Genomic DNA, 11,850 nt, shown 5'->3' with positions numbered 1-11,850 from the left:
GGTATAACTATTTGAAATCTCAAGTGAACAGATACCAGAAAAAACATTATAGCCTGTTTTGTACAGGATCTCAAGGCTGTTGAAATGTCAAGCATTTGTACAGGAGGTCATACCTGCAATGCCTGATTATATATTTGGACCGGTTCTATCATCCAGGCTGGGCAGATCCCTGGGAATCGACCTCCTGGGAGGCCGGATCTGCTCTTTCGACTGTCTGTACTGCGAGTCCGGGCCGACCCTGCATAAGACTATGGAAAGAAAAAATTATGCAGATCCCGGGTCTGTACTGGCGGAATTTAAGGACTGGCTGGCCGAAAACCCTGAAACAGAGCCGGATCATATCACCCTGGGGGGAGAGGGCGAACCCTGTTTGAATCTTGGGCTGGGGGAAATTATCCATGGCGTCAAAAAGCTTGCACCTCACATCCCTGTGGCAGTACTGACCAATTCTTCGCTGCTTGCAGACGCTCAGGTACGAAAAGAACTCATGCAGGCAGATACTCTGCTGCCATCTCTGGACACTTTGATCCAGGACGAATTTTTGCTTTTGAATCGACCCTGTTGCGGCTTGCAAATCCATGATATTATCAGGGGGTTGCAACTTTTCTGCAATGATTTTTCCGGGCAGGTCTTGCTCGAAATCCTGCTGGTGTCCGGGATCAACGATTCCCTGGAGAACCTGGAAAAAACAGCTCTCTTTATAAAAGACCTGCAGCATCAGCGGGTGGACCTGACATGCATGAGCCGTCCAGGGGCGCATATTAAACAGAAAGCTCCAGACCATAAGACCCTGCAGGATTGGCGGCAGACGCTGAAAGCGGCCATTCGGTCCGTACAGGTCCGGCAAAAGCATCCTGTGAAGAAAAGGTCCGCCCGGCCCTCGACTATACTTGATTCTATACGCCGCAGACCTCAAACCCTGCAACAGATCTGTACCGCCCTGGGCACAGCCCCCGGGGAAACAGCAACCGTTCTGGAGACCCTGGCCGGCAACGGCGAAATTCAGGTCCATGACAATGGTAAACACAAATTTTATATAATTAAAGGAAATTAAAATGAGTACCGCAAAAAAACGAAAAAGGAAGATGTTTTTGAGCGTTCTGCCTGGTGAGCAGATCGAGCTGGCACTGTCCCTGGACGGGGTCATCCAGGAGTATTACGTGGAGATGCTGGGGCAGATCAAAACCAAGGGCAATATTTACAAGGGCAAAATTCACAACGTAGATCAGGCTCTGCAAGCTGCATTCATCAATTACGGTTCCGGCAAGAACGGATTTCTTCAGGTGGATGAAGTGCACCCTGAATATTACCAGTCTGAGGTCACCCCCGCCAAGGGCTACAAATACCCCCCGCTGCAGAAGGTCCTCAAGCCCGGCCAGGAACTCCTGGTGCAGGTAGTCAAGGAACCAACCGGCAACAAGGGGGCGTTTCTTACCACCTACCTCTCTCTGCCCGGGCGCTATTTTGTATTGACCCCGGGACGTGAACAGCTTGGCATCTCCAGGAAAATCGAAGACGAAAAAGAAAGGGAAAGGCTCAAGGGTATAGTGCAGGAACTGAAACTGGACGAAGGCCTGGGGGTAATCGTTCGCACAGTCAGCGAGGGACAGAACAAGACATCCCTGTCCAGGGACCTGCAGTTTCTGAAACGCTTGTGGAAGGAAGTCCGAAAAAAGGGGGTGTCCGAAAAAAGCCCGGCGCTGATCTACGAAGAAAAGGACCTGGCTTTCAGGGCAGTTCGGGACTATCTCACTGAGGACGTCTCCGAGATCTGGGTGGACAACGAGGAAGTGGTACAGCAGGTGCAGGAATTTGTAAGCCTGAGCTTTCCAAGGCGCAAAAAGATGGTCCGCATTCACAATGACCCCGAAAAGACCCTTATGGAACGTTTCAATCTGGAAACACAGATCAACCAGATTTTTTCCAGAGAAGTGGAGCTTCCCAGTGGGGGGCGTCTGGTTTTTGACCAGACGGAAGCCCTGATGGCCGTGGATATCAATTCGGGAAAAGTAGGCGGAGAAAAGGATTTTCGCGAAATGGCCTACAAAACCAACCTGGAGGCAGCTGAAAATATCCCCAGGCAGCTGATGCTGCGGGATGTCGGGGGACAGATTGTCATAGATTTCATTGAAATGCGGGACAAAAAACATATAAGCCAGGTGGAAAAAACCCTGCGCGCCGCCCTCAAGTCCGATAAGGCCCGCACCGATGTAAGCCGCATGTCTAGATTCGGACTCATCCAGCTGGTACGCCAAAGGCTGGGTATTTCCGCCTTGTCCGTTATCATGGAGGGTTGTCAGCGCTGCCAGGGTACCGGGACAGTCCGCAACATGGAATGGCAGGCCCTGCAGGCCCAGAAAAATATTTACAGGATGCTTAGAATGAAAAACTGCCCTTCGCCCCTGAAGTATCAGGTAGACCTTGATCTGGCCATCTATCTCCTGAACAACAAAAGAGATAAACTGTTCAATATGGAGCAGCAGTTTGAGAACCAGATAGTCATTCTCCCCAGGGAGGAATAGTGCATTGAGGCCAAGGGTTCTTTTACATGTCTGCTGCGGCCCCTGCTCGGTCTATCCCGTCAGAGTGCTTCTGGAACAGGGATACGAAGTTATGGGACTTTTTTACAACCCCAACATCCAGCCCCTGCAGGAGTATCTCTTAAGAAGAGAGGCGGCGGAAATGGCTGCCGGGGAGCTTGGAATCAGGATCATTTTTCAGGACCGGGATGCAGAACCCAGGTTTTTTTTGCGCCAGGTGGTTTTTCGTGAGGACAACCGGTGTTTTCTCTGCCAACAGATGCGTCTGGAGCGCACCCGGTCAGTCGCCCTCCGGGGCGGGTTTGCTTTTTTTGCCACCACTCTCATGTTCAGCAGGATACAGCCCTTTGAGCAGATCCAGATGCTCGGCAAATCCCTGGAAACCGGGAAATGCACATTCCTGGACCAGGATTTTCGCACCGGGTGGCACCAGGGAAATGAACAGTCCCGCGCCATGGGGCTTTATCGCCAGAATTATTGCGGCTGTATATATAGCGAATTTGAAAGATTCAGGGGCAAACTGGGCCCCTCTGATGAACAATAATAAGCCTTCTGAGAAACCATGCTGCTTTACGTCCATGTCCCCTTCTGCCGCGGCAGGTGCGCTTATTGTGCATTTGCCTCCCAGGAGTACATCCAGGAGCCTGCCGGGGTTTACCTGCAGCTTGTACAGCAGGAACTGCAGGTCCGCAGCAGGCAGGTGCAGAATACAAGAATCAGCAGTATCTATATCGGAGGCGGCACCCCCACAGTGTTGCCTCAGAAGTCCCTTGCCCGTATTGTAGAGGCGGTCTATAAACACTTCGACCCTTTGCCCGGATGCGAATTCACCCTGGAGGCCAACCCAGAAAATATTCAGGGTGATATAGACCTGAAAGTGCTCGCCTCCATGGGGATAAACAGGATCAGTCTGGGAATCCAGAGCCTGGACGACCAGCTCTTAAAAGTCCTGGAAAGAGGCCACGATACCAGGCAGGCCCTCAAGGCGATGCGCATGATCCGGGAAGCAGGTTTTGCCCGAATGAGCCTGGACCTGATCTGGGGTATTCCCGGCCAGACCCTGAAAGGATGGCTTTCTGAGCTCGCGCAGGCAGTCCAGGCCGGACCTGACCATCTCTCCTGCTACGGCCTGGGACTGGAACCCGGTACCAGGCTCACAGCCAGGGTCAAAACAAAAGAGACCGCCTTGCCCGGGGAACGTACCCAGGCCAGAATGTACATGCACGGAGCCGAATATCTGGAATCATGCGGTTATCTGCAGTATGAGATATCCAATTTCGCTGTCATGGGCTTTGGCTGTAAGCACAACATGGGATACTGGGCGGGTGAACCATTCCTGGGAGTTGGACCCTCGGCGGTCTCATCGCATCAAGGTGTCAGGTGGAGAAACCCGTCTGCCTTGCGTGATTACCAGGTTCTTGGTCAGGCTGATTTCAGGGAAACGGAATCTGAAAACCTTTCCCACGCTCAGCAGCTCAACGAACTGGTCCTGCTTTCTCTTAGAACATCAAGGGGGCTGAATCTGAACGATTACAAAAAACTCAGCGGGGTGAGCTTCAGCCGCAAATACGCAGATATAATCCAGGTCCTGCACCGAAATAACCTCATCAGGATGGCCCATGGCTACCTGCGTCTTACCAGAAACGGTATGCTGGTGAGCAACAGCATTCTGGAAAAATTCATGGAATAACACTTTCACTACAGCAATATTGCTTCACCAGCCTCTGGGCCCACATCAGTATGAAGGTAGCAAACCATATGAACAGCAAGAATAAAATCATCAGCATCCAGGGCTTTGCAGACCACATGCAGAACCTCCAGGGTCAAACAATTGTATTCACCAACGGCTGCTTTGACATCCTGCATGCCGGACACGTGGATTATCTGGAAAGGGCGCGCTTGCTGGGGGACTTGCTGGTTGTGGGCATAAACAGCGACGGCTCGGTAAAACGCATCAAACCAAACCAGAACCGGCCTGTGAATGCTGTGGCCGACCGCGCCAGGGTCCTGGCCGGCCTGGGTTGTGTGGACTACGTGCTGATTTTTGACGAAGATACACCTTACAGGCTCATTCAGAGGGTTCGCCCACAGGTGCTGGTCAAGGGAGGGGACTGGCCCCTGGATCGGATCGTTGGCAGGGATATCGTGCAGGGACTGGGCGGAGAGGTCCAAAGTATTCCTCTGACCCCGGGATATTCCACCACCGGGATCCTGGACCGGATCACCAGGGCTGGACAAAAACAAGAAACAACCCAGGGCTGATCCAATTCATCCCCGGTGGCAGGCCTATTTCCTGCGCCCTGCCTGTTTCCTGGTATTGCCCGTGCTTTTTTTGGCCCCGGTGTTGTTTTTGTTATCTCCAGGCTCATCCAGGTGTAAAAGGGCCTGCATCTGCTGATAACTCTGCTGCAAAGTAAATTTCTCATTAATGTCCTGGCGCAGAAAATCATTGATGGGTCTTATCAACCTTACAGCCTGGTCTATTTCCTGATTGTTGCCCTTGACATAGGCCCCGATGTTGATCATGTCTTCCACCTTTTCGTAGGCGGCCATAAGGCGGATAATCTTCTGCCCGGCCTGAACCACCTCTTCCGGGGTGACGTCCTTTCTCAACCTGCTGACGCTTTTAAGCACGTCGATGGCCGGAAAATGTCCCTGGTCAGCCAGTTCCCGGGTCAGAACAATGTGCCCGTCCAGGATGGAGCGCACGGCATCGGCGATGGGCTCGTTGAAGTCGTCTCCTTCCACCAGGACCGTGTAAATTCCGGTAATGCTTCCCTTGCTGCTCTTGCCGGTACGTTCCAGGAGTTTGGGCAGATGGGAAAACACCGTAGGGGTATACCCCCGGGTGGTGGGAGGCTCACCAGCGGCCAGACCCACTTCACGGGCGGCCATGGCAAACCTGGTCACGGAATCCATCATCAGCAGTACATCCTTGCCCTGGTCCCGGAAATATTCAGCCACGGCGGTAGCAGCATAAGCCGCCCGCATCCTTATGAGGGGACCCTGGTCTGAAGTAGCCACCACCAGGACGGACCTGGTCATACCCTCGGGCCCCAGGTCTTTTTCAATAAATTCCAATACCTCTCTGCCGCGCTCTCCCACCAGGGCGATGACATTCACATCGGCTTCCGTATATCTGGCCATCATGCCCATGGCTGTGCTCTTGCCCACACCGGAACCAGCCATGATTCCTATGCGCTGGCCTTTACCCAGGGTCAGCAGGGAATTTATTGACTTTATCCCCACGTCCAGGGGTTGGTCTATCCTGGGTCTCTCCAAGGGGTTTAAAGGCTCGGCGTAGAGAGGGTAATACTCTTTGGGGGTAATCGAGTGTTCATCCTGCAGGGGGTTGCCGAATGCATCCACCGCATGATTCAAATACCTGCCGCCCACCGGAAAAAGCGGCGGCATGGAAGAATTGCGTATCAAGCTTCCGGGCCTGATGCCTCTCATATCACCATAAGGCATGAACAGCACAGAACCTTCACGGAACCCCACTGCTTCGGCATTGATGGGGTTGTCGCCGTGGACCTCATCCGGGAGAAGCTGGCATATGGAGCCAAGGGGGGTCTTTAAACCCCTGCCTTCGACCACCAGGCCTACAACCTTGGAAACCTTGCCATAGGTCATGACCGGATTCAAGTCCCGTACCAGATCCAGACATGCTCGGGGGGCCAGACTCATGAACTTTCCTCTTTCAGAGACACCTTGTCCACTAGTTCTTTCACCTTGCTGTACCTGTTGTCCAGGGTATTATCCACCATACCCCGGCCGCTTTCCAGCACAACTCCTCCCTGCTTAATTTTTTTTGAAGCCTTGATCCTGCAGCCGGCATATTCCGGTCGGCTTTCCACTACTTTTTCCAGAAGCTCTTTGACGAGATCCTGATCTTTTTCATTTACACTAATGGTAATTTCCCTGGAATGCTCCATCATTTCCAGAGATTCAAGCAAAAGATAATCCATGATCCGGACATAATCCTCCTGGATTTTATATCCCACTACCTTTTCCAGGCCGGCCAGCATAACCATTACCAGGTCTTCACGATGTCTGTCGTAGATGGCCTTTTTTTCCTTCTGCATCTGGGTCAAAATTTTTTCAAACTGTTGGGTCAGATCCTTTTTCTGCTTTTCTATCTCTTCCCCGGCCTTTTTCAGACCTTCTGCATATCCTTGCCTGAATGAATCATCCCGGATCTGCACGGCGTCTTCCAGGGCCTGATTCAAGATGCTCGAAGCCTTGTCCATGGCTTTTTGCTTGACCCGCAGCAAAAACTTCTGTTCGTCCTCCTGGGTACCTACCCTGACTGAACTAGCCGCCTCCCTGTCAATCTCATCCAGTCTCCTGCTCTGCAGACCGTAAATCACACGGCCCATTCTGGCTCCGCCGGCATTATCAGACAAGGACATCTCCGCCTCCCTTGCCTGCAATAACCACCCGGCCCTCGGCCTCCAGCCTGCGTACCGACTTTACAATATTCTGCTGAGCCGCCTCCACGTCTGACAATTTGGCCGGGCCCATGATTTCCAGGTCTTCCATAATCATGCCTGCAGCCCGCTCCGAGAGATTGGACAGAAACTTGTTCATCAACTCTTCAGATGAGGTCTTCAGAGCCAGGGTCAAGTCCTCGTTGCTGATTTCCTTTAAGAGTTCGCGTATGGCTCTGTCGTCCAGCCCCTGGATATCCTCGAACACAAACATAAGCTGGCGAATATCTTCAGCCAGCTGAGCGGATTCTTCCTCGATATCTGAAAGGACTTCTTCTTCGATGCTTCGCTCAACTGAATTGAGGATCTCTGCAACCGCCGGAATGCCACCGACCTTGCGACCTTCTTTCGCCCCTATAGCAATGAGTTGACTCTGAAGCACCTTGTCCACCTCCATAAGCATATCTTCGGGAACAGCCTCCAGCCTGGCCAGGCGCATCAGCACCTCGGTACGTATGCCGTGGGGCAGATTCTGAAGCAGTTCTGCGGCATTATCCGAAGGCAGGTGGCCGGATATCAGGGCCAGGGTCTGGGGATGTTCGTTTCTCAGAATCTGGGCCAGGATCTTGGGACTGACATTGATGAGCTCACGGAAAGGAGCAGGGCCCGTATCCAGTTCCAGAGCATCCATAACATATTTGGCGGTATCAGAGTCAAGCAGTTTGGTCAGCATTCTCTTGACATGGTCAGGCCCGCCCATAAGCATTTCCTGACCCTCGATCAGGGTCTGATTGAACTCCTTAAGAACCTCCTCAGCTTTTTCCTTGGGCACGGCTTCCATTTCAAGCATGGCTTTGGAAACACTGGTAATCTCATTTTTATCCAGGCGCTTGAAGACTTCCGCTGTAAAGCTGTCTCCCAGGGCCAAAAGCAGGATGGCGGTTTTCTGGACGCCGCTTAATTTATCCTGAGGCACTTATACCACCTTCTCCTCTTTAAGCCATTTCTTAACCACGGCAAAGGCCTGATCAAAGTTTTCCTCAGCCAGTTGGGATGCAAAGGCCTTGATACCTTCAATCCTTTTCTGGTCCTGCATGCCTTCGACTTCTTCGTCACCCATGCCTGGAGCCAGAGCTTCCCTTTCGGCGGCCTGGGGCAGACCTTCGGCTTCCTCTCCTTCTTCTTCTTCAACCTTTGGCTTCAAGATTGTCATAATTATTGGACGTACCACAAGAAGGAGAAAAAGTAAAACAATAAGGGCATTAAGAAGTGGTTTTCCAAAAGTCTGGAAATACTGGGCCAGGTTGTCCATAAGCGTAGGTTCGGGGTCGACTTCGGGTATCCCGAAAGATACGCTGCTGACCTCAATGCTGTCGCCGCGCTCCAGGTCAAAGCCCACCGCTCTCTCCACCAACTGCCGGATAAGTTGTACCTCTTCGTCCGCCAGCGGCTCATAAACCATTTCCCCGGCATCATTCACCACATATTCGCCATCAACCAGTACAGCAACACTCAGCCTTTCAACGCTGCCCACTGAAGCCACAATATTATGTTCTTCCCGGCTGATCTCAAAGTTGGTAGTACGGCTTGTTCTTGAAGTTTCCTGGGTTGTGGCGGGTCCGTCAAACCCCTGCTGAAAATCGGGTTCCGGGACACCCTCCTCCATAAAAGTTGCTCCACTGCTTTCCTCAGCTGATCTCTGTTCACTTCTGACTACGCTGCCATCGGGATCAAAAATCTCCTGTCTAGTGGTTCGCCTGTCAAAATCCAGGTCTGCGTTTACTTTGGCTATAACCCTGCCCGGACCGGCAAAAGGTGTCAGCATATGTTCTATGCGTCTTTCAAGGTCCCTTTGAAAGTTGAGCTGATACTCCAACTGGGTGCTGCTCATACCGTCCAGCACGTCTTCCTTGGGTTCATACAGGACCCTGCCCCTGGTGTCTGATATGGTGATCCTGTCCCTGTGCATGCCCTCCACGCCTGTCACCACCAGGTTGACGATACTCTGGATCTGCCCTGACTCCAGCCTCTGTCCGGTACTTAGCTGCAGCACTATGGAAGCTGAAGGCGGCGTCTGTTCTTGAATGAAAAGGCTCCTTTCAGGCATAACCAGGTGCACCCTGGCGTGCTCCACCTCGGTGAACTCCGATATGGTCCTGGCCAGTTCTCCCTGCAGGGCACGCTGATAATTAACATTCTGCACAAAATCGGTCTGCCCGATCCCGGTATCGTCAAAAAGCTCAAATCCCAATCCCTTACCCCGCAACACACCTTCCCTGGAAATGGCCAGGCGCATTTTGTGCATATCTTCCGCCGGCACCAGAATTGTGGTGCCGTCATCCTCAAGCTGGTAGCGGACATTTTCCCGTTCCAGAACATCCACCACCCTGGAGGCATCTTCGGGATAAAGATCCGACGACAAAACCCGGTAGTCAGGCCTGGTGACAAAAAGCATTAGAAGGATAAAGGCTGTTATAACCGAAAGCCCCAGCCCAGCCACCAGGATACGCTGCGGAAGGGAACTCTCGAGCCAGAGGCCTGTGACTTTTTCCTGAAGATTTTGAATAAACGGGGGCATGTTGAAATCCTCATATTCTGTTCTGAGTTCAGGTTTGGCGGTTTCTGCAAAAGTAATTCGAGAGAATCAAACGCGGGCTTTGCCCGCGACCTGAGTTATCTCTTCTTTGTTATCAGGAAAAACGTATCTGTTTAGCGCTTTTAAGGAAAGCAGGGGACAGGCACCCCCGCACTTATTTTTCAGTAATGATCTACACATCAGCTAAAGCAGGCTATGCCCGCAACCCAAGAAAAAGAAGTGCTCTTATCCCAATTGGGACAGTCCCCGCGTCAACATTTTTTTGGTTACTGAAATCTTTAATTCACAAAACTGGTTGCCTTTTATCTGGTTGGATCTTAGCGGGGACAGTCCCATTACCAGACGCTGAAACCCCGTCTCTGTTCGAAATTTTTCTTGTTTTATATGACAGGGTCTCAGGAGTAAGTCACTAAAAATAAGTGCGGGGAGAGCCAGTCACCATGCCACATGCAAAGCGCTAAACAGATACGGAAAAACCAGATTTCTTCTAAGTAACTACAATCGTATTGGTAATAAAATCAGGCACTTACAAATTTGAGGATATTTGCTCTTGTTCCCAGACTCCTGCCTGGGGACATCACTTTTTTGTGGCTCCAGCCCCATTTTGAAGAAGCGGCTGGAGCCGCAAGAACTAAACGTTTCCAGGCTGGAGCCTGGGAACGAGGGGTGTCAGTTACTTATCGGTTCGTTCCCGGTCCGCCCGGGTGGGACGCTATTAAAAAGGCATCTGCATCAGTTCTCTGTAACTTTCCAGGACCTTGTTTCGTACAGCTGAGGTCATACGCATAGCCACCCCGGCCTTCTCCATGCTGATCATAAGCTCATGCACATTCTGACTTTTTCCCGAAGCAAAGGACTCTATCATTGCATTTTTGTTGACCTGGAGATTATTTACTTCTTTCAAGGAAGACTGCAGGGTATCTGCAAAATCGTTGTGAACTCTGTTGCTCCCTTTCAATTTCCCGCCGGCGATATTTTGACCGGTCTGCATAGCTTCAGTGTAGGCCTTCAGGGCCATGGGTGAAACAGACATGTTATTCTCCTTGATTCCATCCTTTCACCTGAGCTTCAAGCACAGGTTTTTCCTGACCGGGCTTAACCCCGCCCGATTTCCAGGGCCTTGTTGAACATGTTCTTGGTGTTGGTTATGGAGGCTACGTTGGCCTCGTATGTGCGCATGGCTGTCAACATGTTGGCCATTTCTTCCACTACATTAATATCAGGGGTTTTTACGTAGCCCTCCCCATTGGCATCGGGATGGGCCGGATCATAGACCATTTTAAAGGGACGGTTGTCGAACATGACTTTCTGGGCCTTGACACCGCGCAATTCTCTTTCAAGCTCGGTCTGCATGGCCTTGCCGAAAGGGGTTTCCAGGGGGGTGGCCCTGAAAAGGACGCTCTTCCGCTCATAAGGCCCTCCCTCCGGCGTGCGGGTGGTATTGGCGTTGGCCAGGTTCATGGAAATCACGTTTAAATGAGTTCGTTCAGCGCTAAGGGCTGATGCTCCTATGTCCAGAGATGCCATGAAGCTCATTATTGTCCTCCTTCGGATATGATTGTTTTCAACCCATGGAAATTCTTCTGCTGTATCATACTCAGGGCATTATACATCAATGTATTCTGAGACATGATGGACATCTCCTTGTCCAGGTCCACGGCGTCCTCACCCTGATACACCCTGGGCTCCATGCTTTTTATAAACTCGGCGTTGAAACTTCGGGGATCAAAAGTGGCCGGTAAGTGCCCGGGATTGGTACGGTCTACTTTTCCTCTGGCATCCAGGTTCAGAGCCGACTGCAGCTGCTCTTCAAACTCCACCCGCCTGGCCCGATATCCAGGGGTTTTGACGTTTGCCAGATTAGAAGAGACAACATTTTGACGCTCAAGACGCATGTCCAGCACCTTGGAAGTCACATGGATATAATTGCCGAATAAAGCTTTCATCAGTTGTTCTCCTTAACAATAAGCTTATTAAACATACGAAAAAAAAGCCGGTTCTTTTACCTTTTTTCAGGTACTAGCAACTCCTGTTCCATCACAGGGAAGCTCACTCTTTTTCTTATCCCTGAAGTATCACTACAGCGAAACTAATAAAATATTATACCTGCCTCAATTGGGGACAGGCAACCCCCGCACTTATTTTTAATCCAAATGATCTTGGTGTATCTGTTTAGCGCTTTTAAGGAAAGCAGGGGACAGGCACTCCGGGACCCACTTGAGCATCATTTTGTGCTTAAAGTATCTCATTTTTTGGGACAAGTGGGTCCCGGAAGAGCCAGTCC

General features: G+C 51.4%; 12 protein-coding genes. 5 read left to right on the top strand and 7 right to left on the bottom strand.

Features of this window, described 5'->3' with window-relative positions; all coding sequences use genetic code 11:
* Window positions 1-118: 118 nt before the first annotated feature.
* From QZP87_RS09725 to rfaE2, 5 genes are all read left to right on the top strand, one after another.
* Complete coding sequence (locus QZP87_RS09725; RefSeq protein ID WP_291322723.1) at window positions 119-1,054, top strand: radical SAM protein; 936 nt, start codon at window positions 119-121, stop codon at window positions 1,052-1,054.
* A 1-nt stretch (window position 1,055) separates the two neighbouring features.
* Window positions 1,056-2,522 carry an Rne/Rng family ribonuclease gene (locus QZP87_RS09720; protein ID WP_291322722.1) on the top strand — a complete coding sequence of 489 codons (1,467 nt, stop codon included), beginning with the start codon at window positions 1,056-1,058 and terminating at the stop codon, window positions 2,520-2,522.
* Window positions 2,523-2,526: 4 nt separating this feature from the next.
* Window positions 2,527-3,084, top strand: a complete 558-nt coding sequence (locus tag QZP87_RS09715; RefSeq protein ID WP_291322721.1) for an epoxyqueuosine reductase QueH — start codon at window positions 2,527-2,529, stop codon at window positions 3,082-3,084.
* An 18-nt stretch (window positions 3,085-3,102) separates the two neighbouring features.
* Window positions 3,103-4,230 carry a radical SAM family heme chaperone HemW gene (gene hemW, locus QZP87_RS09710; protein WP_291322720.1) on the top strand — a complete coding sequence of 376 codons (1,128 nt, stop codon included), beginning with the start codon at window positions 3,103-3,105 and terminating at the stop codon, window positions 4,228-4,230.
* 68 nt (window positions 4,231-4,298) lie between these two features.
* Window positions 4,299-4,802: a D-glycero-beta-D-manno-heptose 1-phosphate adenylyltransferase gene (rfaE2, locus tag QZP87_RS09705; RefSeq protein ID WP_291322719.1), complete on the top strand. Its 504-nt coding sequence runs from the start codon at window positions 4,299-4,301 to the stop codon at window positions 4,800-4,802.
* 24 nt (window positions 4,803-4,826) lie between these two features.
* Here rfaE2 and QZP87_RS09700 read toward each other — a convergent pair whose 3' ends face one another.
* From QZP87_RS09700 to flgB, 7 genes are all read right to left on the bottom strand, one after another.
* On the bottom strand, window positions 4,827-6,227 hold the full coding sequence (locus QZP87_RS09700) for a FliI/YscN family ATPase (RefSeq protein WP_291322718.1): 1,401 nt from the start codon (window positions 6,225-6,227) through the stop codon (window positions 4,827-4,829).
* Window positions 6,224-6,952, bottom strand: a complete 729-nt coding sequence (locus tag QZP87_RS09695) for a FliH/SctL family protein (RefSeq protein WP_291322717.1) — start codon at window positions 6,950-6,952, stop codon at window positions 6,224-6,226. Before QZP87_RS09695 ends, QZP87_RS09700 begins: the two co-directional genes overlap by 4 nt.
* The gene (fliG, locus tag QZP87_RS09690; protein ID WP_291322716.1) at window positions 6,939-7,946 is read right to left on the bottom strand and encodes a flagellar motor switch protein FliG; all 1,008 of its coding nucleotides are present in this window, start codon (window positions 7,944-7,946) and stop codon (window positions 6,939-6,941) included. The genes QZP87_RS09695 and fliG overlap by 14 nt, the downstream gene beginning before the upstream one ends.
* Window positions 7,947-9,548, bottom strand: coding sequence for a flagellar basal-body MS-ring/collar protein FliF (gene fliF, locus QZP87_RS09685; protein ID WP_291322715.1), 1,602 nt, complete (start codon window positions 9,546-9,548; stop codon window positions 7,947-7,949). It lies immediately after the preceding gene.
* Window positions 9,549-10,281: 733 nt separating this feature from the next.
* Window positions 10,282-10,599 (bottom strand): flagellar hook-basal body complex protein FliE, encoded by a 318-nt coding sequence (gene fliE, locus QZP87_RS09680; protein ID WP_291322714.1) that lies wholly within the window; start codon window positions 10,597-10,599, stop codon window positions 10,282-10,284.
* 62 nt (window positions 10,600-10,661) lie between these two features.
* On the bottom strand, window positions 10,662-11,102 hold the full coding sequence (flgC, locus tag QZP87_RS09675) for a flagellar basal body rod protein FlgC (RefSeq protein WP_291322713.1): 441 nt from the start codon (window positions 11,100-11,102) through the stop codon (window positions 10,662-10,664).
* Window positions 11,102-11,512 (bottom strand): flagellar basal body rod protein FlgB, encoded by a 411-nt coding sequence (gene flgB / locus QZP87_RS09670; protein ID WP_291322712.1) that lies wholly within the window; start codon window positions 11,510-11,512, stop codon window positions 11,102-11,104. The genes flgC and flgB overlap by 1 nt, the downstream gene beginning before the upstream one ends.
* Window positions 11,513-11,850 lie beyond the last annotated feature (338 nt).

The sequence above is a fragment of the Desulfonatronospira sp. genome, assembly GCA_003563255.1.
GTDB lineage: Bacteria > Desulfobacterota > Desulfovibrionia > Desulfovibrionales > Desulfonatronovibrionaceae > Desulfonatronospira.
This window is presented reverse-complemented; position numbering and strand designations above follow the sequence as displayed.